Source organism: Pseudomonas khavaziana, assembly GCF_019145205.1.
In the GTDB taxonomy this organism is placed as follows: Bacteria; Pseudomonadota; Gammaproteobacteria; order Pseudomonadales; family Pseudomonadaceae; genus Aquipseudomonas; species Aquipseudomonas khavaziana.
The window spans coordinates 179,642-200,695 of record NZ_JAHSTT010000002.1 but is presented as its reverse complement, the minus strand read 5'-3'; the positions used below and the strand labels follow the sequence as shown (position 1 = coordinate 200,695).

The window sequence follows — 21,054 nt, the reverse complement described above, 5'->3', positions numbered from 1 at the left end:
GTCGCGCCCTAAATGATTACCTTGCGCCTTCCAAGGTCCGTTGCAGCCCGCTCGGGCCAACGCTTGCCAAGGAGCTGCAGATGCCCGACAACACCCTCGCCACGGACACTTCGCAAACCAACCGACCGCCCACAGTCGATGAATTGCTCATCCAGCTGACCACCGGCCCCACCAGTCGAGAAGTCGCGGCCAGCACCTTGCGCACCGCCCTGCGCGAGCAGTATCCGAAGCTGGATATCGACCCGGACCTGGCCATGGTCTGCCATCCGCGTTGGCGAGTCATCGATGATCTGATCGTCTCGTCCAGAGGTACAGCCGAGTCCCTGACCTCCGTCTTGGCACATCAGGCCATATCGCCCAGGCCGGTGGCCTATATCGACGGCGAGCATTACCTCTCGCTGCAACCCGATGCCTGGGAGGCCGTGCACCTGCCGGTGAAGATCCATGCGGTCGGCCGCTTGATCAACGAGCTGGCGCCTTTGCTGTTTACCGCCTTTCAGGAACAACAGCTCGATTACTGGAACCAGTCCAGCAACAGTAACGGCCCGCGGTGGCAAGTGCTCGCCAACTCGCTGCGCAAAGTGTGGAACGTGGATGTGGATACTGTAGAAGGCTGGGACGCAGACGACTGCGCCATGGCCAGAACGCTGTACCACTTTGCGCAGAAAGAAACCCGCAGTGCCAAGGACCCGTACAAGAGCCGTGCTTGCCTGATCGATATAGACTTGCTGCACGATGGTCAGGTTCGTCATATCGGTGTGTTGGACAAGACGCTATTGATCGGCGAGCACGAGAAAAAAACCAAGATCCTCGCCTACTCCCTGGTCGACGGCTACGAGAAATTCGCCTCACTGGAGCAGTTCGGCGCAAGCCTTCCGTCCAAATTGAGCCAGGTGCCCCACGGCACGATATTGCAATGGCGCCTGATTGAGCCGGCCGACAACTTTTTCGATAGCCTGGCCTGCGCCTTGATCTCCATGCAAATCGAGGCCATCGGCATGCTCGATGAACCCGAGGGCCGGGCCGCCTTCGGCCAACCCGGCGTACCTTCGACCATAACCCGTGCCCTGCCCGCCCTCGAAGACCTGAGCGGACAGTCCTTGTCACGCGTTCACCAAATCCACCAGCAAATGCCCGACTGGCTGGCCAATGCCAGTGATGCTGATGCAGCCGCCTACGGCCGTTACCTCATTGACTTGGCCCAGGTGCATACCTCCAATCACGGTCGCTTGTTCCAAGACGGTATTGCGCCGATACGCGACTATGCCCGCGCGCAATTGCAAAGCCGGTTCAATGCCGACAAACAGAGCACCAGGCCGAACCCGGACAAGGTTGAAGTCATCATCCAGAGCCCGGTCATCTGGGGCACCTTTGCCGTGCCTGGACAGATCGACATCACCCGCCGCAACCTGATCGACCTGGCCCTGGAAAATCTCACCGGGCTGCCCACCGGCGAGACCAGCGTGGCGTATAACGGCGGTCCTGCACCTGAATGGCTGACGTACAGCTACCTCAAGGACATGATTACCCAACTGGATATCGGCGAGCACTATCCGGCGCTGATCAAGCGCACGCTGCTCGAAGACCCGGAGCAATCCCAGGCACGGCAACAGCTCTACGCCAGCCACCTGCGTGTGCAGTTGCCGATGCTGGCCCTGCAATGGAAAATCCAGGGGCGCTATGGCCTGGATGAGCTTGGTTACCGCTACGTTGCCGCCGTCATGCAACCTGACGCCCATGACCGCCAGTTCGACGGGCAGGAAATCGTCATCCGTCAGTTGGCCTTTATTCCCACCTTGCGCCCCGGGCACGAGCAGGACAGGGTGACCAACATGTTCGTGATCGAGCCCCGGTCCGCCGACAAGGGCCCGTGTGTACTGTACCGCCCGCTGCTTGAGCCGATGTTGCGCCAATTCCCCTCGCGGCAAAACCTGCTGTATGCGATCAAACATGACCGGCATCTGCGCGAATCGGTGCTGGCCTGGTTGCCCGAAGCATCGCGTTTCAACTACGCACAGTACGTGTTTCCCGGTGCCGTACCGTCGCCCTGGACACTTGCCCGCGTGCTGGTCGAGCCCGCCACCGTGGTCTACATGAGCGGCTCCATTACCCTGAGCGACGAAGTGCTGGGCAATGACGTAATGGGCTCGCTCTTCAAGGCCAACGCCAATGCCATGGTGGAACTGGCGACTCGTCAATCGGTGTCCAACGTACAGAAACGCTGGGCGACCTTTCGCAGTGCCGGCTGGCAGATCTTCAATGCGACCTTGCCGTTCCTTGGCCCTACGGTGGGAATCGCGGCATGGATGTGGCAGATCATGGATGACCTGGAAGAGGTCGAGCAGGCAGTCAATGCCGCAGACAAAGCCACGCCCTGGACCGCACTGGTGGACCTGTGGCTCAACCTGGGAATGGCCCTGGCGCTGCATGTGGCCCTGCGTCATCCGTCCGCCCCGGCGACAGACGAAACGCTCAAGCCCAAGGTGCCCGAGGAGCCGCTGTCGAACACCAACATAGAGCCACCGGCGCGGCCTGCGCCCTCTATCACCGCGGTGCAGCTGCCGGACTTGCCCAGCACTGAACTGTTCGCCTCGCACCAGGGCTCCCTGCACGTCAGCGGCGCACTCAGCCGCACCCCCACGAGCCTGCGCACGTGGCTGGAGAGTTTCAATGTCGAGCCGCCCGCCGAATTGGGCGAGCAGAACAAGCAAGCCGGTACCCACCACCATCTGTATCCCGCCGCCAACAAATGGTTCGTGCCAGTTGGCGAGCGCTGGTTCGAGGTCAAGGTAGACGCCAACGACAACGTGGTTGTCATCGACCCGGTCATCCCAGACCGTACCGGCCCATTGCTGATCAGTAACAGGGCTGGGCAGTGGTTTGTCGATCCCCGCCTGCGCCTGCGTGGCGGCGGGTTTCGCAACCGCCTGCGCACGGCCAGGCAGCAGAAACCGCCGCGCATTGAAGAACTGCGCAGAAGTATTGACCGTTTCCAAATCACCGACCGGGAACGACAACAACAGATGTCCGATACCCTCGCTGCCATCGGCACACAGCCTGGGCCCTCCACTGACTTACGCCGTGAAAACTTCATCAGGGATGTGAATCAACGCCTGCTGGAGTACGAAGAGCCCATTCGCCAACTCAGGTCCCTGGGCCATATCGACGATGTGCCTGAATACCAGAGCATGATGATTGGCTTCCTGAAAAACCAGTTGGCGCTGACGCGAGCCGCCATTAGTGAACAATTGCCCGCTTACCGCGATGCCTTGCTGGGCTCCCTCGATGCGCTCGAATTACCCGCCTCGCTGGAGAGGCGAACCGCCGAGACTATTGCGACCCAGACGCTGGAAATGATCATGCGCCTGGAATACGTGGCCGGCCGCTTCAAGGAACTGGAAAACCTAGGTCTCGATGGTGCAGAAGCCATCCAATCGACAATGCGCGCCTTACCCAATATCACGCTCCCCGACCTGAAGGCGCTGCACATCACCCTGATGCGCTATCTGTGTGTCAAAGCCGGTAACAGCGCGGTGTTGACCCGTGTCCGCGCACAGCTGAGCGATATCATCGACGCCGCCGACCTGCACGTGCAGAGCGTAATTGACATCCTCGGCGAGCTCGAAGGCAGCAGCCTGAATGAACGCATCGAAACGCTCTACAGCTTGGCCGAGCAATTCGACATCGTTGACCATCGCCTGCTGGACCTGCACGCCGATTATCCAGAGCAACTGCAACGCGACCCCGTGGAAGTGCTGCGCCAGCGCATCGAAGAATTTCATCAGCGCGCCTTGCACGAACTGGCGCAGCTGTTGCGTCAGCGTAAAGCCCTTGAGCCAAAGCCGGGGCCGTCGAAACCGCCCGAGCCGCCTCGACGCAAAATTATCAAGACCCGCTTCAAGGGCATCGTGGTAGGCGAGCCAAGGGAGAGCGAAGCCACGCTGGTGGATGTGAAGGCAACGCTGACTGGCAAGGTGATTGCCACCTTCCACGAAAAAACCCCAGGGGTCTGGGTCGAGCACAAACAGATTCCCTCTACCCCGTCAGAGCCACGGCCGGCCGACCTGGGGATAAGCCTCAACGCCGGGCAGCAATTGCTGGATGATGAACCGGCCACCACCCGCCGCCTGTTGGCTCACTCGCGTAAACCCGGGCGTATCCCGGTGGAGATCGAAGAGATGTTCCACCAGCAAGCGGCCCAGCTGGAGCGTGCCGTGCTGACAGTGGAATCCGCTCTGACTCGGCTCAACCTCACCGAAAGCGACCGGCCTTCGGCGGCCACCCTCAACCGCCAGCTCAATGACCGCGCCAAACATCTCTATGAACTGGGTACCCAGACGCGAGTCACTCTGACCAAGCAACAACCTCCCACGGCAGCCCGTGTAAAGTGGTTGCATGATCAAGGGCTGGTAAAGATCCTCAAGACGACCAATCGCCGTCCGTTGAAGGGCCCAGGCAAGAACTACCTGGATGAATACGAAATCCGCGATAGCCAAAGCAATGCCGCCCTGTGGTATGCACACTTTCACTACGCATCGCCCCAGGCCGAGGTCGAACATTTTACCGCCGGGCACCTCAAGACCAGCGACCAGCGCAGGCTCGGCGGCAGATTGCAGCGCACGGGCAGCAGCGACAAGGACCAGATCGAGATTTACCGCAGTGAAATCAGTCCGCAACTGGCCCAGTCACTGTTTTTTGAACATTGATCTCAGCCCTGCCATGCCACTCGCAATCGCGCCAGCGCTTGTGTGATCGCCGCCTCCGGCACAGCGGCGAATCCCAGTACCAACCCGGCGCGCTGGTCGAGGGGGGTGATCGAATCTGCCAGCCAATAGTTGCTCAGGCCATTGACCTCGACCCCAGCGGCCAACGCCTGGGCCAGCAATTGCTGCTCACGGGCCACGCTGTCCAGCCTCACGGTGAGGTGCAACCCTGCCGCCACGTTGGGCAGCGGGCCTAGGCCAGGCAGATCGCCCGGCCAGCCGGCGAGCAAGGTGTTGCGGCGGCTCAGGGCCGCCCGGCGCATGCGTCGGATATGCCGTTGGAAATGCCCGGCGGCCATGAACTCGGCCATCACCGCCTGGGTGCTGACCTCCGAATGACGCATGTCCACGGCGCGACGTTGGGCGAAGGCGTCCACCAACGCCGCAGGCAATACCAGGTAACCCAGGCGCAGGGCCGGGAACGCCACCTTGCCGAAGGTGCCGACGTACAGCACGCGCCCGCTACGATCCAGGGCTGCCAGTGGCGACAGCGGCGCACCGCTGTAGCGGTACTCACCGTCGTAATCATCCTCAACCACCCAACCACCCGTGCGCTGCGCCCAGGCCAGCAGTTCCAGGCGACGCGCCAGGCTCATCACCACACCCAGCGGGTACTGGTGGGAAGGCGTGACATACGCCACCCGGCAATCGCCCAGGGCATTGAGCGCCTGGCAGTCGATGCCCTCGCCGTCCACTGCCACGCCGTGCAGACGCCCACCGGCCAAGGCGAACGCGTGGCCCGCTGCGCGATAGCCCGGGTTTTCAACAGCAACGCTGTCCCCCGGCTCCACCAGCAGCTGTGCACAAAGGCTGATCGCCTGCTGAGCGCCACTGGTGATCACTATTTGTTCAGCGCTGCATTGCAAACCCCGCGAGCTGCGCAAGTACGCGGCGATCAACCCGCGCAGACGACCATCACCGGCCGGGTCGCCGTAGCACAGTTGTTGCAGGTCTGGTTTGCGCCAGAACCCCGCGTTCAGCTTGGCCCACACCTCGAACGGAAACAGATCGAAGGCCGGCACTCCCACACGAAATGCCCGGGGTGGGCCTGAGGGCGGCTGGGGCAGGTGGTGATTTTTTACCCGGTTCAAACCTGCGCTGTGGATAACTTCATCGTCCAAATGCCCGGGCAAATTCGTCCATTTTGTGGATAAGGCTGGGGATAAGCCTATTGGTAACCCTGTGGATACTTTTGTGGATAGTTTTTTGGACATAGGTAGCTGAGCGACGTAAGTACCATCTCCGACTCGACTCTCGATAAAGCCCTCGGCATACAGCTGGTCATAGGCACGTATTACGCTGTTGCGCGAAATCGACAACGCCGCGGCCAAGTCGCGGGTGGCGGGTAATCGTGTGCCGCTTACCAGTCGCTCATCCAGCACCCGCTGGCGCAAGGCTTCATAGAGTTGGCGTGTCAGGCCCAGGCGGCGATCCAGCTCGATGCCGGCGGGGTTGAATGACAGTGGCGGTGTGGTGAGCGACATATTGGACCTATGAAATGGGTGCTAGATGGCTCTTACAACGAACCATTAGCCTGCCTAGGATGCAGGCATTCGCCAAGGAAAATTTCCATGTACACACCTCGCGCCTTTGCCCTCGACGATTTGCCTGAAATCCACCAGTTGATCCAGCACACCCGCCTGGCGCAATTGGTGACCTTTGGTGAGCAAGGCCTGCAAGCCAGCCACCTACCGCTGCTGCTCAACCCCGATGAAGGCCCCCATGGCACCCTCTACGGGCACTTGGCCAAGGCCAATCCCCAGTGCAAAGACCTGCAGGACGGCAGCGAAGCGTTGGTGATCTTTGCCGGCGCCGACGCCTACATCAGCCCATCGTTCTATCCGGCCAAGGCCGAGCACGGCAAGGTGGTGCCAACCTGGAATTACATCGCCGTGCATGCCTACGGCAAACCCGAAGCGTTTACCGACGCCGAGCGCTTGTTGGCCGTGGTGACTGCGCTGACTGATCGCCATGAAGGCAAGCGTGCGCAGCCGTGGAAAGTCAGCGACGCCCCTGTCAACTACATCGACACCATGCTCAAGGCCATTGTTGGCTTTGCCCTGCCGATCGAACGTTTGGTAGGCAAGCGCAAACTCGGCCAGAACCGCAGCCAGGCTGACATCAACGGCATTCGCGAGGGCTTGGCCACCAGCCTAGACGTGCGCGACCAGACCCTCGCCCGCTTTATGCCCCAAGGAGTTTCAGAATGAGCCCGATCGACATCCGCCCGGTCACCGCCACTGATCAGTCCGCCTGGCTGGCGCTGTGGCAAGCGTATTTGCAGTTCTACAACACTGAACTGCCGGAAGCCGTCAGCCTCAGCACCTGGCAGCGCTTGATCGACGCCGGCGAGCCGACCCACTCGGCCCTGGCCTGGCAAGACGGCAAGGCCGTGGGCATGGTCAACTTCATCTACCATCGCTCGAACTGGAGCATCGAGAACTCCTGTTACCTGCAGGATTTGCTGGTAGTTCCGTCACAACGCGGCAGCGGCGTGGGCCGCAAGCTGATCGAATTCGTCTATGCCACCGCCAAGGCCGATGGTTGCTGCAAGGTGCATTGGCTGACCCACGAGACCAACAGCACCGCGATTCAACTCTACCAACGCATCGCCGAACGCCCAGGTTTCATTCAATTTCGCCAAGGTCTTTAAGGAGCACAGCATGTCCACTTCCCTCGCCGACTGGAAAGGCGTCCCGGCCCCCACGGTTGAACTGCTCGAAGGGCGCTTTATCCGCCTGGAAAAACTCGACCCGGCGCGCCACGGCGATGACCTGTTCAATGCCCTGCAAGGCCCCGGCGCCGACCCCAAGCTATGGGACTATTTGCCCTACGGCCCCTTCCCTGAGCGCAACGCGTTCGATGCCTGGCTGAATAATCACGCGGCCCATAACGACCCGTATTTTTTCAGCGTGATTGACCGCGCGACTGGCCAGGTCCAAGGCATCCTCAGCCTGATGTCGATTGTGCCCGAGCAGGGCCGCATCGAGATCGGCCATGTCACTTTCGGTGCTCCGATGCAACGCTCGCCCAAAAGCACCGAGGCGGTGTACCTGTTGGCCAAGTACGCCTTCGAGCAGGGCAATCGCCGCCTGGAATGGAAGTGCAACAACGCCAACGCCCGCTCCAAGTATGCGGCCGAGCGCTTGGGCTTCAGCTTTGAAGGCGTGTTCCGCCAGCACACGGTGGTCAAGGGCAGGAACCGGGATACCGCGTGGTATTCGATCATCGATTCGGAATGGCCGAAGGTAGGTGCAGGGTTTGAGGCATGGCTGTCGGAGGCGAACCAGAGCGGCTCGGGCCAGCTGAAAACCCTGGCCGAATGCCGGACCTAGGCCTCAAAACCAATACAAAACCTAATGTGAGAAGGGGCTTGCCCCCTCCCACACTTTGAAGTGGGTAAATCAGTTGGTCAGGCGCTGCGCCAGCACCGCAATATGCTCCGGCCCGATGCCGCAGCAACCGCCCAAATGGCTGGCGCCACGCGCCTTCCAGTCAGCCGCCCAGTGCAGGTAACCTGGCGGGTCGAGGTCATCGCGCAATGGGTCCAGACCGTCGTTGGCCGTGGCTTCCTTGGGTTGCGGCGGGAAGGCGTTGGCGTAGGCGCCGATCTGAATCGCTGCACCCGTTCGCTCGAAGGTTTCACGCGCCGCATCGATCGCTGCGCCGATCACTTCCGGCTGACTGCAATTGAACAGCAACACCTGCACGCCCAACTGCGCGGCGGCCTCGGCCGCCTCGGTCACTGGCTCGCCGGAGCGCAGGCGTGGTACGTCGTCGGTGTCTTCGTCTTTCAAGGTAAACGACAGCCAGAACGGCTTGCCATCCTGCGGCAAGCCGGCATGAATCGCGCGTGCCTCAACGATTGAGCTCTGGGTTTCCGCCAGCCACAGGTCGACGTGAGGCGCCAGGCCTTGCACCAGTGGTGTCAACAACTCACTGACCCGTTCGGCCTGGAACAAGTCGGGGCGATAAGAGCCAAACAGCGGTGGCAATGAACCGGCGACCTGTACCGCTTTGCCGGATGCCTGCACCGCCCGTCGTGCCAACTCACCGGCCAGTGCGGCCAGCGCCTGGCCTTCTTGCGCGAACCGCTCTTGGCCGATATGAAAAGGCACCACCGCATAGCTATTGCTGGTAATCACGTTGGCGCCGCTGTCGATATAGGCCGCATGCACGGCCTCCACCGCTTGCGGCGCTTCGCTCAAGGCCAGGGCCGACCATTCCGGCTGGCGGAACGGCGCGCCACGGCGTTGCAGTTCACGGCCCATGCCGCCATCGAGAATTACTGTGTTAGCTGCGCCCATATGCTTTTTACTCATATGCTTATGAAAATAACTCACTATGAGAGTCGTTCTTATAACTATTTAATGCGTACCATTCGGTTAATAACAACCACTTTTTTATTCAGGTGCGCGATTTTGAAATTCAGACTGCTGCAGGCCCTGGGCCTGACGATGTTGGCCGCTTCCACCCAAGCCTTTGGCGGCGTCACCCTGGACCGTATCGAGCAGAAAAAAGAGTTGGTCGGCGTGCTGATGGAAAGTTACCCGCCGTTTTCATTTCTCAATGAGCAGAACCAGCTCGACGGTTTTGACGTGGACGTGGCCAAGGCCGTGGCGCAAAAACTGGGGGTGAAGCTGCGCCTGGAAACGCCGTCGTGGGACGTGATCGCCGCCGGCCGCTGGAGCGGGCGCTATGACATTTGCATCTGCTCCATGACCCCGAGCAAGGCGCGTGCCGAGGTGTTCGACTTCCCGGTGCAATACTATGCCTCGCCCGCCGTGATCGTGGTCAACGCCAAGGATGATCGTATTCACGAAGCCAAAGACCTGAGTGGCAAGAAAGTCGGCCTCACCAGTGCCTCCAGCTACGAAAGTTATCTGAACAAGAATCTGGTGATCGAGGGCGCCGAAGATACCCAGGTGCAGTACCCATTCGAGGATGTGCAGATCGCCCCGTACGACACCGACAACGTGGCGTTCCAGGACCTCGGCCTGGGTGCTGGCGTACGCCTGGATGCGATCCTTACCAACCTGGTGACCGCGCAGCCGCGCCTGACGCAAGATAAACGCTTCAAGCTCGCCGGCACGCCGTTGTATTCGGAGCCCAACTCGGTAGCCATCGAGAAAGGCGACGCGCAATGGGACAGCAAAGTGCGTGAGGTCTTCGCCGAGCTTAAACAGGACGGCACCTTGAGCAAGTTGTCGCAAAAATGGATCGGCGCCGATATCAGCCAATGAGCTTTCGTATACGGCTTTACCTGACCTGGGCGGTACTGTTTGCACTGTTTGCCAGTTTCTTCCTGAGCTTTGACCTGAAGTTCTCGATCATCCTCGACAAGCTGCCCAACCTTGTCGGCCTGCACCTGGCGCCCAACGGCTTTCTGCAAGGTGCGGCGCTGACACTGTTCCTGTGCCTGTGTGCCATAGTTGCGTCATCGATGCTGGGCTTTATTACGGCGCTGGGGCGTCTGTCGAAAAGCGCAGTAGCGTTTGGCATTGCCAGTTTTTACGCCTCGTTCTTTCGTGGTACGCCGCTGCTGATCCAGATCCTGCTGATTTATTTGGGCCTGCCGCAGCTGGGCCTGGTGCCAGGCGCCATCGCCGCCGGAATCATCGCGTTGTCGCTGAACTATGGCGCCTACCTGAGTGAAATTTTCCGCGCCGGCATCCTCGGCGTTCCCCACGGTCAACGCGAAGCCGCGCTGGCCTTGGGCATGCGCGACAGGGCGATCTTCTGGCACGTCACCTTGCCCCAGGCGATGCGAACCATCATCCCGCCAGCCACCAACCAGTTCATCTCGATGCTCAAGGATTCGTCGTTGATTTCGGTGATGGGGGTATGGGAGGTGATGTTCCTGGCGCAGTCCTATGGTCGCTCCAGCTACCGCTACATCGAGATGCTCACCACGGCGGCGATCATTTACTGGGTAATGTCACTGGCCCTGGAGCTGATCCAGTCGCGCATGGAGCGGCATTTCGGCAAGGGCTATGTGCGCCGCGGTTGAAGCTCAGGACCTGTGGCGCCGCGCCTGGCCACGCTCAGTGATTTCACCGCCTGCTAATGCTCTCGAGCCCATGAGTTTTTAATCGCATCTCACCGAAGACAACTCCCGCAAGCCAGCGGTCACTGGCCTGACATTTATCGTCCCGCGCCCCCGCTAAATTCCCGGCCTCATTCATCAGAGGTTGGGAATTCATGCCCTTTACACTCCAAAGAATCGCGATAGTCATCAGCCTTGCGGCAGCCGCCAGTTTTCAACCGGTGCACGCGCGCGGCGATATCGAATACCGGTCGCCCTACGACGCCGCTCCCGCTCAGTGGGAGTTCATGTCCGGGTTCGGGGCGCCGCCCATTCCTCCGCCTTTCGACGGTTTCCTTACGCAGCAGGCCACCTCGCACAATGGTCTACAGGTCGCCAAGGTGCTGGAACCGGCCTTGATTGGTCTGGTTGAATCCGGCCAAATGAGCGCCGAAGAGCTCAAGGACATGCAGCAAAAACTCGACCAACTGAGCAAGCAGCCCGGAGGCATCGGCGCGGCTCTTGAGCAATTGGCCGGTAGCCAAAACGCTAACCTGGCCGCCGCGACCCAGCGCAGCACACAACACCTGAGCAGCCAATTGCTCTCCACCTTGCGTACACTGCCTACTGACGACGCAGGCCACTTCTGGGTACAGGGCCTGGGTAATGGCGGCAGCCTTGATTCACAACACGGCAGTGCTGGCTTGAAACACGATACCCAAGGCCTGTTGCTGGGCGCCGACTGGGCAATCGACCCTGCCTGGCGGGTGGGTGTCATGGGCGCTAAGACCTCCAGTCGCTTCGATGCCAAGCGTTTTGCCTCCGATTTGGACAGCTGGCACCTGGGCGGCTATGCCGTGCGCCAGGATGGCCCATTGGCCCTGCGCCTTGGCGCGATCTACAGCAACCATGCCGGGCAGAACAAACGCAGCGTCAGCCTCTTGAATGCCACGGAGTCGCTCAAAGGTAGCTACAACGCCAGCAGTCAAACGCTGTTCTCTGAATTGGGCTATCAACTGGGCAGTGACGACTCCAGTGTCGAACCTTTCGTTGGCCTCGGTTACCAGCGCTACCAACGCGAACGCTTCAAAGAAAGCGGCGGCCTGACCGCGTTGAATGTCGGCCCACAGACCCAGCGAAACCTGAACAGCACCCTCGGCCTGCGCGTGGCGACGGTGTATCGGTTCGACAACAAGATGAGCCTCACGCCCCACCTGAGCACCAGCTGGAAACACCTCTATGGCGACGTCGACAGCCAGGTCCGCCAATCCTCGCGCCATGCGCCAACCATGATCGATGCATTCACTATCACGGGCACCGCCCTGGACCGCGACAGCCTGGACCTGCAAGCAGGCCTGGATCTCGCCTTCTCGACCCAACAGAGTGTCGGCCTGACCTATACCAGCCAAAGCGGCAACCACGGTCGCGACCAGGGTCTGATGGGTCAGTGGAAGATGAGCTTCTAGCGCTGCCGAACGCTCAATAGCGGGCAAAAAAAAGGGGAGCACCTGCCCCCCCGAGGATTAAACGTTAGTCTCGAAGGCTGTACTCAGCCTTCGATCTCGATCAGGATTTCGCCAGGGTTGACCCGGTCGCCCTTGGCCACATGAACGGCGGTCACCTTGCCGGCAATCGCTGCCTGCACTTCGGTTTCCATCTTCATGGCTTCGGTAATCAGCACGGCCTGGCCGGCCTTGACCACATCGCCTTGCTTGACCAGCACGTCGACGATATTGCCCGGCATCGCCGTGCTCACATGGCCCGGTTCGGTGGCGTGCTTGCGTTTGCTGCCGCCGCTGCTGACAAACTCGTTGAGCGGTTCGAACACCACTTCTTCCGGCATGCCGTCGATGGACAGGTAGAAGTGACGCTTGCCTTCGGCCTTCACCCCCACGCCGGTGATGTCGACGCGGTAGCTTTCGCCATGCACGTCGATGACGAATTCGGTCGGCACGCCTTCGCCACCGGCACGGGCCACACCGCCGGCTTCCGGAATCGGCAGCAGCACTTCCGGTGCCAGGGTGCCCGCGTCGCGCTCTTCAAGGAATTTACGCCCAATGTCCGGGAACATGGCATAGGTCAGCACGTCTTCTTCGGACTTGGCCAACGCACCGATTTCGCCGCGCAGCTTGGTCATTTCCGGCTTGAGCAAATCGGCCGGACGCACGTCGATCACTTCTTCGCTGCCGATGGCCTGGCGACGCAGTTTCTCGTTCACGGTGCCAGGCGCCTTGCCATAGCCGCCTTGCAAATAGAGCTTCACTTCGTTGGTGATGGTCTTGTAGCGCTCGCCGGCCAGCACGTTGAAGAACGCTTGGGTGCCGACGATCTGCGAGGTCGGGGTGACCAGTGGGGGGAAGCCCAGGTCTTCACGCACACGGGGGATTTCGGCCAGCACTTCACTCATGCGATTGAGGGCGCCCTGCTCTTTCAACTGATTGGCCAGGTTGGAAATCATCCCGCCCGGCACCTGGTTGACTTGCACGCGAGTGTCGACCGCGGTGAATTCGCTTTCGAACTGATGGTACTTCTTGCGCACGGCGTAGAAATACAGGCCGATCTCCTGCAGCAGCTCCAGATCCAGACCGGTGTCGAATTCGCTGCCTTTAAGCGCGGCGACCATCGACTCGGTACCCGGGTGGCTGGTGCCCCAGGCGAAGCTGGAGATGGCGGTGTCGATATGATCGGCACCGTTTTCGATGGCCTTGAGCTGGCACATCGCGGCCAAACCGGCGGTGTCGTGGGAATGGATAAAAATCGGCAGGTTCTGCTCGGCTTTCAGCGCCTTGACCAGCTCGCCGGTGGCATACGGGGTCAGCAGGCCGGCCATGTCCTTGATCGCGATCGAGTCGCAACCCATGGATTCCAACTGCTTGGCCTGGGCCACAAAGGCCTCGACGGTGTGCACCGGGCTGGTGGTGTAGGCGATGGTGCCCTGGGCATGTTTGCCAGCGGCCTTGACGGCTTCGATAGCCACACGCAGGTTACGCACGTCGTTCATGGCGTCGAAGATACGGAACACGTCGATACCATTAACCGCCGCCTTGGCCACGAACGCCCTCACCACGTCATCGCTGTAGTGACGGTAGCCCAGCAGGTTCTGGCCGCGCAGCAGCATTTGCAGGCGCGTGTTGGGCAACGCGGCGCGCAGTTTGCGCAAGCGCTCCCACGGGTCTTCCTTGAGAAAGCGCACGCAGGCGTCGAAGGTCGCACCGCCCCAGACTTCCAGGGACCAGTAGCCGACTTTGTCGAGCTTGTCGCAGATCGGCAGCATGTCGTCAGTGCGCATGCGGGTTGCGAGCAACGATTGATGGGCGTCGCGCAGGATAGTGTCGGTTACGAAAATCTTCTTGCTCATTGTTATATTCCTCACAGGCCTGCGTGGGCGGCGATGGCGGCGGCGATGGCCAGGGCCAGCTCTTCGGGTTTGCGCTTGATCGAGTAGTTGGTCAGCTCAGGGTGGCTTTCCACGAAACTGGTATTGAACTGGCCGCTGCGGAATTCCGGGTTGCGCAGGATTTCCTGGTAGTAGGCGGCGGTGGTCTTCACGCCTTGCAGGCGCATGTCATCCAGGGCACGCAGGCCGCGGTCCATGGCTTCTTCCCAGGTCAACGCCCACACCACCAGTTTCAGGCACATGGAGTCGTAGAACGGCGGGATGGTGTAGCCGGTGTAGATCGCCGTGTCGGTGCGTACGCCGGGGCCGCCGGGTGCGTAGTAACGGGTGATCTTGCCGAAGCTTGGGAGGAAGTTGTTCTTCGGGTCTTCGGCGTTGATACGGAACTGCAACGCGAAACCACGGTGCTGGATATCTTCCTGTTTCACCGACAGCGGCAGTCCCGAGGCTATACGGATTTGCTCACGCACGATGTCGATCCCGGTGATTTCTTCGGTGATGGTGTGTTCCACCTGCACCCGGGTGTTCATCTCCATGAAGTACACCTCGCCCTCGGCGAGCAGGAACTCCACGGTGCCGGCGTTCTCGTAGCCAACGGCCTTGGCGGCACGCACCGACAGGTCGCCGATATAGGCGCGCTGTTCGGGGGTCAGCTGGGGGCTTGGAGCAATTTCGATGAGTTTCTGGTTGCGACGCTGGATCGAGCAATCACGCTCGAACAAATGCACCACGTTGCCAAAGCTGTCACCGAGGATCTGCGCCTCGATGTGCTTGGGATTGACGATGCATTTTTCCAAAAACACTTCCGCCGAACCGAACGCCTTGGTGGCTTCGGAAATAACGCGGGGGAAGGCTTGTTCAAGTTCTTCGCGACTGTTGCAACGACGAATACCGCGCCCGCCACCACCGGAGGTGGCCTTGAGCATCACCGGGTAACCAATGCGATCGCCCTCGGTAAGCGCTTCGTGGATATCCGCAACGTTGCCTTCAGTACCGGGAGTGACCGGCACACCGGCCTTGATCATGCTGCGGCGCGCTTCTGTCTTGTCGCCCATGCGGCGGATGACTTCGGCCGATGGACCGATGAACTTAATCCCGCGTTCGGCGCAGATGTCCGCCAGTTCAGCATTTTCTGACAGAAAGCCGTAGCCGGGGTGCAGGGCGTCGCAACCGGTTTCCACCGCCAGGTTCACCAGCTTGCGCGGGTTCAGGTAGCCGGCCAGGGGCTCGGCGCCAATGCTGTGGGCTTCGTCGGCACGTTTGACGTGCAACGCGTGGCGGTCGGCGTCCGAGTAGACCGCGACCGAGCGAATGCCCATCTCGGCGCAGGCACGTACGATTCGTACGGCAATTTCACCACGGTTGGCGATCAGGATCTTTTTTATCACTTGGAAATTCCCTTGAGCCGATTGCTGCGTCTGCGACCCGATGGAGCTGGGTCGGCGCGTGACCAAATGTTTCATGACAGTCGCGAGACACACACTAAGCCTGCCAAGGGATTAACAAAAATCAATAATTATTGGGTCAAGCATAAGCAAAGACTTATAGTTGGCCGCATAGCCAGGAGTGAGGGGATGTAAATAATGCGTAAGTCACTGATGAGACTGACATTACGTCAATTGCAGATCTTTCATGAGGTCTGCGATCTGCGCTCCTACAGCCGCGCAGCCGAGGAAATGTCCCTGACGCAGCCCGCGGTCAGCCTGCAGATTCGTCAATTGGAAGAGCTGATCGGCCAACCGCTGTTCGATTACGTCGGCAAAAAACTCTACATGACCGAGGCGGCCGAAGCCCTGCAGCGCGCCAGCCGCGATATTTTCGGGCGCCTGGAAAACCTCGACATGCAACTATCGGACATGCAGGGCTCGCTGCAGGGCCAGCTGAAACTGGCGGTGGAATCGAGCGCCAAGTATTTCGTGCCGCACCTGTTTGCCGCCTTCAAGCGCCAGCATCCAGAGGTGCAATTGCATTTGACTGTGGTCAACCGCGCCCAGGTCATTCGCCGGCTTTCGGATAACCGCGACGATCTGGTGATCATGTCCATGGTGCCCCAGGACATGGGCCTGGAATTCCTGCCGTTTCTCAACAACCCGATTGTCGCCGTGGCGCCCCTCGACCACCCCCTGAGCCTGCAAGGGCCGTTGCGCCTGCAAGACCTGGAGCCTTACACATTGCTGCTGCGCGAACCGGGCTCCGGTACGCGGCTGGCCTGCGAAGAATACTTCAAGGAAAAACGCGTGCATTTCACCCAGACGGTGGAAGTGGCCTCGGCCGAGGCGCAGCGTGAATGCGTGAGCGCAGGGTTGGGCGTGGCCCTGCTGACGCGTCATGCGGTCAACATGGAGCTGGCCACCGGCGGGCTCAAGGAGCTGCCGGTGGAAGAACTGCCGCTGTACCGCAGCTGGTGCCTGGTGCAGGCCAAGGCTAAACGCCTGTCACCGGTGGCCCATGCGTTCCTGGGCTTTATCCGCAGCGAACGGGCGCAGATCAGCGCGTTGGCTGAGCGTTTCGCTGGGCTGCCACGGGTGCCTGCCAATGGAGTTCCGGGTAGTCCGTGATGCTCTGGAGCAACTGGCGCTCTTCGCAACGGTCTTCGATGGCGCGACGGAACGCCATGCGGCGCTGGTCTTCCTGCTGACGACGGGTCTTGACGGTGCTGTTGCTGTCTTCGTAGTGCCGGGTCATTTGGAGTCTCCCAATGCGAGTACGGGGGAGTACAGGGTGGACGCGGGGGATGACGGGGCGATGACAGCCTGATGAAGATTCTGGATGCATGGAGAATCTAATGTGGGAGGGGGCTTGCTCCCGATAGCGGAGTTTCAGTCACAGATTCCATTGACTGACCTACTGCTATCGGGAGCAAGCCCCCTCCCACATTGAGTTCTGTGTGCAGGTATTTAGTCGTCGAGGGCTTTGACGGATTTGGGCGACAGCCGCAGGCTGCGCAAGCTGCGCTTCACGCTCTTGAGGTGGTTGACCAGGCTAGGACCACGGGCCATGGCCACACCCATCGCCAGCACATCGATCACCACCAGATGAGCGATGCGCGAGGTCAGCGGCGTATAAATTTCGGTGTCTTCATGCACATCGATCGCCAGGTTCACCGTGGACAGTTCCGCCAATGGCGTCTGACTCGGGCACAGGGTAATCAGCGAAGCGCCGCTCTCACGCACCAGGTTGGCGGTGATCAGCAAATCTTTGGAACGACCGGACTGGGATATACAGATCGCCACGTCAGTGGGCTTCAAGGTCACTGCCGACATTGCCTGCATGTGCGGGTCGCTGTAGGCGGCAGCCGTCAGCAGCAGGCGAAAGAACTTGTGCTGGGCATCGGCCGCCACCGCGCCCGAGGCACCAAAGCCATAGAATTCGACACGCTGGGCCTGGGACATGGCGGTCACAGCCTTTTGCAGCTCCACCGGGTCGAGCTTCTCGCGCACTTCCATCAGGGTATGCAAGGTGGTGTCGAAGATTTTCAGGCTGTAGTCGGCGACGGAGTCGTCTTCATGGATCGCAAACTGGCCGAAGCTCGCGCCGGCCGCCAGGCTCTGTGCCAGCTTGAGTTTCAAATCCTGGAACCCGGAGCAGCCAATGGCGCGGCAGAAGCGCACGATGGTCGGCTCACTGATGCCCACGCTGTGGGCCAGGTCGGCCATGGAACTGTGCATCACGGCCGCAGGATCAAGCAGCACATGATCGGCAACCTTGAGTTCCGATTTGCGTAACAGGTGGCGCGACTGGGCGATATGTTGCAACAGGTTCAAAGGGCAGGACTCTTGTTATTGGCAGGCGCCAGGGATGTAGCAAGCTTGTAGTTATACTACAAGAATTCTCGTTTTGCCCGTTCGATGCATTACTAAATCGCCCTGCTCCCCCTCTGGTTTCAGCGGGCAGGCGCTATGTAGCCATAAATTCGGCCTACGCTGCGTTAAGAAAAATCTGCATTTTTGCGTAACAAATCCGCCAACCCTCCGGCCGGCATCGGCTGGCTGATCAAATAACCTTGCACTTCGTCGCACTGCTCACCGCGCAGAAACTCCAGCTGCTGCTGATCTTCCACGCCTTCGGCCACGACCTTGAGCGCCAACCCATGGGCCATGGCGATGATTGCACGGGTGATCGCCGCATCCTCACGTCCCTGGCCAAGGCCGCGGATAAAGGTCTGGTCGATCTTCACGTAGTCCACCGGAATGCGCTTGAGGTAGCTCAGGGAGGAATAACCTGTGCCAAAGTCATCGATGGCCAGTTTCACCCCCAGGTCGCGCAACTGCTGGAAGGTGGCGATGATGTGTTCAACGCTGTCGAGCAACTGGCTTTCAGTCAATTCCAGCTCCAGGTATTGCGGGTCCAGGCCGGTTTCTTCCAGGACCTGACGCACCAGGCTGACCAGCTTGCCCTGGCGCAACTGATGCACCGACAAGTTGACTGATACCCGAATCGGCGCGAGCCCCTGCCGCTGCCACTCGCAAGCCTGCCAACACGCCTGGCGCAGCACGAACTCGCCCAACGGCACGATCAAGCCGGTTTCTTCGGCCAGGCCGATAAAGTCCCCGGGCGGCACCATGCCCCATTGCGGATGCTCCCAGCGGATCAGCGCCTCGGCGGCATTCAGCTTGCCGGTGGCCAGGCACAGTTTAGGCTGGTAGAACACACTCAGATGACGCTCCTCGATGGCTTTACGCAGGTGGTTTTCCAGCTGCAAACGCTCCAGGGTGCTGGCTTGCAGACTGTCGGTGTAAAACTGGAAATTATTCCCGCCCAAGTGCTTGGCATGCTGCATGGCCATATTCGATTGGCTGACCAGCGCAGAAATTTCCCGCGCATTATCCGGCAGCAGACTAACCCCCATTGAGGCGCTGACCACCAGCTCATGCCCTTCCACTGTGACCGGTACACGCAGTTTTGCCAGCAGCCGCGTCGCCACCCGTGCCAGGCTCGACAGGTTGCCGTAGGCGTCGAAGAGCACGGCAAACTCGTCACCGGACAGGCGCGCAATGGTGTCGGCTTCAGGCAACGCGTTGATCAAACGCCGGGCCATTTTCTGCAATAACTGGTCGGCCACTTCATGGCCCAAGCTGTCATTGAGCAACTTGAAGCGGTCCAGGTTGATATGCAGCAGCGCCAGGCTGCGCCCGCCCTGACGCACACGCTGATGGGCCTCGCGCAGACGTTCGCGAAACAGCGAGCGGTTGGCCAGGCCGGTCAGTTCATCGTAGTGAGTGAGGTAGCGCATACGCTCCTCGGATTCGCGCCGCGCCGACAGATCGGCGAAAAAACCCACGATATGACTGACGTTTCCTCGAACATCGCGCACTACGTTCAATTGCAGCCACTGCGGGTAGAGCTCACCGTTCTTGCGCGTTTCCACCAACTCGCCCTGCCAGGTACCGTGGCTGAGCAGCGCCTGGCGGATCACCGGGAAGTGGCGTCGCGCATCGCGGCTGCTGGGCAGTTCCACCACATTGCGGCCAAGCATGTCGTCGATGTCAAAACCGGTGACACGGCTGAATGCCTGGTTCACCGCGATCAGCGCGTACTCGGGATCGAGGATCACGATGCCTTCGCTGGCCGCCTCGAACACCGTCGAGGCGAGCCGTTGCTGTTCTTCCAGCGCCTTACTGGCGCTGATGTCGCGGCGCGTGCCGAGCATGCGGGTCACGCGGCCGTTGGGCGCACGCTCTACCGCACGGCCACGGTCCTGGATCCACACCCAATGCCCGTCACCATGGCGCACCCGGTACTCCACCTGATAGTCCTCGCTACGGCCTTTGAGATGCTCCACCAGCGCACGCTTGAGCAGCGGCAGGTCGTCGGGGTGCAGGCGCGGCTTGAGGTGGCTGAGCATCGCCGTGACGTACTCGGGCTCCAGGCCGAACAGCTCCTTGAGTTGGGTGTGGTGGACTTCGTCGGTTTGCAGGTTCCAATCCCACAGGCCCAGTTCGCTGGCTTGCAGGGCCATGGCCAGGCGCGCTTCGCTTTTATTCAGGGCAAGGCTGGCGGCATCCAGCTCCTGGCTGCGTCGCGCCATACCGTCTTGGAGGCCGATCTGGGCGTCGCGCAAGTCCTGTTCAACCTGGCGGCGCTGCTCGACTTCACGCACCAGCTCCAGGTTCAACTGCTCGCTGCGCTGCTGAGACTGTTGCAAATGCTCGATCAGGGCCTGGTTCTGGAAACGTCGCAACAGCCCGCGCTGGATCAGCCGGTTGACCTGCCAGGCCACCAGGCTCAGGGACGCCAGCAGGATCAGGCCGAGCACACCCCAGCCCTGCTGCTGGGCCGTGCCATTCCAGAACAGATAGACGATGGCCGGCACCAGGCACGGCAAGACAAACGACAGGAAGGCCCACAGGCTCACGGCATAGGCCACGCTGGCCGACAATGAAGCGGCGCCGATCAGGCCAAACACCCAGGCCTGATGCATGAAGCTGTCGGCAGGTACCAGGGCGATGGCCGCGACGGACAGGGTCAAGCCACTGACCGCCGAACCGAGCATGAACATACGCCGCCACACCGGCTGGGCCTGGCGGCTGGGCATCGCCGAATCAAAGGCCGCCACCTGAATCACACGCATCGCCACCAGGGCCAGTAGCCAGAGCAGCCAAATGCTGTCGAACAGGTATTGCTCGGGGTTCCAAAGCAACCAGGCGCAGACCAAGCCATTGACCAGCATCAGCAGCGTCGGCAGCAATGAGCCCTGATATAACAGGCGCGTACGCTCGACCGCCATTTGGGTTGCATAGTGTTTACGGATGACCTGCGCTGGCGCCGCCGAGGGGCCGAACAGGTCGGTGCTAAGGGTCATAGGCGGTGTTCTTATAATGGTGAGCCCGAAACGTCGACGGAGCATACACAAGCAGGCGCCTGCACCA

Annotated in this window: 15 protein-coding genes; 8 read left to right on the top strand and 7 right to left on the bottom strand. The window is 60.6% G+C overall.

Features of this window, described 5'->3' with window-relative positions:
- The first annotated feature begins 80 nt into the window (after nucleotides 1-80).
- The gene (locus KVH01_RS05430) at nucleotides 81-4,706 is read left to right on the top strand and encodes a dermonecrotic toxin domain-containing protein (RefSeq protein ID WP_217880711.1); all 4,626 of its coding nucleotides are present in this window, start codon (nucleotides 81-83) and stop codon (nucleotides 4,704-4,706) included.
- Between the two features lie 2 nt (nucleotides 4,707-4,708).
- Here the strand turns inward: KVH01_RS05430 and pdxR are convergent, their stop codons facing one another.
- Nucleotides 4,709-6,247: a MocR-like pyridoxine biosynthesis transcription factor PdxR gene (gene pdxR / locus KVH01_RS05425; protein WP_217880710.1), complete on the bottom strand. Its 1,539-nt coding sequence runs from the start codon at nucleotides 6,245-6,247 to the stop codon at nucleotides 4,709-4,711.
- Nucleotides 6,248-6,334: 87 nt separating this feature from the next.
- Between pdxR and KVH01_RS05420 the strand changes: the two genes are divergently transcribed.
- The 3 genes from KVH01_RS05420 to KVH01_RS05410 are packed head-to-tail and all read left to right on the top strand — an operon-like array spanning nucleotide 6,335 to nucleotide 8,098.
- Entirely contained in the window at nucleotides 6,335-6,973 is a 639-nt protein-coding gene (locus KVH01_RS05420) for an FMN-binding negative transcriptional regulator (RefSeq protein ID WP_217880709.1), read from the top strand.
- Entirely contained in the window at nucleotides 6,970-7,416 is a 447-nt protein-coding gene (locus KVH01_RS05415) for a GNAT family N-acetyltransferase (RefSeq protein ID WP_217880708.1), read from the top strand. The genes KVH01_RS05420 and KVH01_RS05415 overlap by 4 nt, the downstream gene beginning before the upstream one ends.
- Before the next feature lie 10 nt (nucleotides 7,417-7,426).
- Entirely contained in the window at nucleotides 7,427-8,098 is a 672-nt protein-coding gene (locus KVH01_RS05410; RefSeq protein ID WP_217880707.1) for a GNAT family N-acetyltransferase, read from the top strand.
- Nucleotides 8,099-8,167: 69 nt separating this feature from the next.
- On the opposite strand, the gene KVH01_RS05405 is transcribed toward KVH01_RS05410, so the two are convergent.
- Nucleotides 8,168-9,070, bottom strand: coding sequence for a homocysteine S-methyltransferase family protein (locus tag KVH01_RS05405; protein WP_217880706.1), 903 nt, complete (start codon nucleotides 9,068-9,070; stop codon nucleotides 8,168-8,170).
- Nucleotides 9,071-9,184: 114 nt separating this feature from the next.
- Between KVH01_RS05405 and KVH01_RS05400 the strand changes: the two genes are divergently transcribed.
- The 3 genes from KVH01_RS05400 (at nucleotide 9,185) to KVH01_RS05390 (ending at nucleotide 12,254) form a co-directional block, all read left to right on the top strand.
- Nucleotides 9,185-10,006 (top strand): ABC transporter substrate-binding protein, encoded by an 822-nt coding sequence (locus tag KVH01_RS05400; RefSeq protein ID WP_217880705.1) that lies wholly within the window; start codon nucleotides 9,185-9,187, stop codon nucleotides 10,004-10,006.
- The gene (locus KVH01_RS05395) at nucleotides 10,003-10,773 is read left to right on the top strand and encodes an amino acid ABC transporter permease (protein ID WP_217880704.1); all 771 of its coding nucleotides are present in this window, start codon (nucleotides 10,003-10,005) and stop codon (nucleotides 10,771-10,773) included. The genes KVH01_RS05400 and KVH01_RS05395 overlap by 4 nt, the downstream gene beginning before the upstream one ends.
- A gap of 191 nt (nucleotides 10,774-10,964) precedes the next feature.
- On the top strand, nucleotides 10,965-12,254 hold the full coding sequence (locus tag KVH01_RS05390) for an autotransporter outer membrane beta-barrel domain-containing protein (protein ID WP_217880703.1): 1,290 nt from the start codon (nucleotides 10,965-10,967) through the stop codon (nucleotides 12,252-12,254).
- A gap of 83 nt (nucleotides 12,255-12,337) precedes the next feature.
- Here the strand turns inward: KVH01_RS05390 and oadA are convergent, their stop codons facing one another.
- Both oadA and KVH01_RS05380 read right to left on the bottom strand, forming a co-directional pair.
- Nucleotides 12,338-14,146, bottom strand: coding sequence for a sodium-extruding oxaloacetate decarboxylase subunit alpha (oadA, locus tag KVH01_RS05385; RefSeq protein ID WP_043048164.1), 1,809 nt, complete (start codon nucleotides 14,144-14,146; stop codon nucleotides 12,338-12,340).
- A gap of 11 nt (nucleotides 14,147-14,157) precedes the next feature.
- On the bottom strand, nucleotides 14,158-15,573 hold the full coding sequence (locus tag KVH01_RS05380; RefSeq protein ID WP_003195732.1) for an acetyl-CoA carboxylase biotin carboxylase subunit: 1,416 nt from the start codon (nucleotides 15,571-15,573) through the stop codon (nucleotides 14,158-14,160).
- A gap of 195 nt (nucleotides 15,574-15,768) precedes the next feature.
- On the opposite strand from KVH01_RS05380, the gene KVH01_RS05375 reads away from it, so the two are divergent.
- Complete coding sequence (locus KVH01_RS05375; RefSeq protein ID WP_217880702.1) at nucleotides 15,769-16,743, top strand: LysR family transcriptional regulator; 975 nt, start codon at nucleotides 15,769-15,771, stop codon at nucleotides 16,741-16,743.
- Here the strand turns inward: KVH01_RS05375 and KVH01_RS05370 are convergent.
- The 3 genes from KVH01_RS05370 to KVH01_RS05360 all read right to left on the bottom strand — a co-directional run bounded on the left by KVH01_RS05370 (nucleotide 16,673) and on the right by KVH01_RS05360 (nucleotide 20,987).
- Complete coding sequence (locus KVH01_RS05370) at nucleotides 16,673-16,870, bottom strand: PA3496 family putative envelope integrity protein (protein ID WP_080889045.1); 198 nt, start codon at nucleotides 16,868-16,870, stop codon at nucleotides 16,673-16,675. The two genes, KVH01_RS05375 and KVH01_RS05370, sit on opposite strands and share 71 nt — an antisense overlap.
- 212 nt (nucleotides 16,871-17,082) lie before the next feature.
- Nucleotides 17,083-17,949 (bottom strand): transcriptional regulator HexR, encoded by an 867-nt coding sequence (gene hexR, locus KVH01_RS05365; RefSeq protein WP_003177007.1) that lies wholly within the window; start codon nucleotides 17,947-17,949, stop codon nucleotides 17,083-17,085.
- Nucleotides 17,950-18,113: 164 nt separating this feature from the next.
- A complete protein-coding gene (locus KVH01_RS05360) occupies nucleotides 18,114-20,987 on the bottom strand; it encodes a putative bifunctional diguanylate cyclase/phosphodiesterase (RefSeq protein WP_217880701.1) in 2,874 nt (957 codons plus the stop codon).
- Between the last annotated feature and the right edge of the window lie 67 nt (nucleotides 20,988-21,054).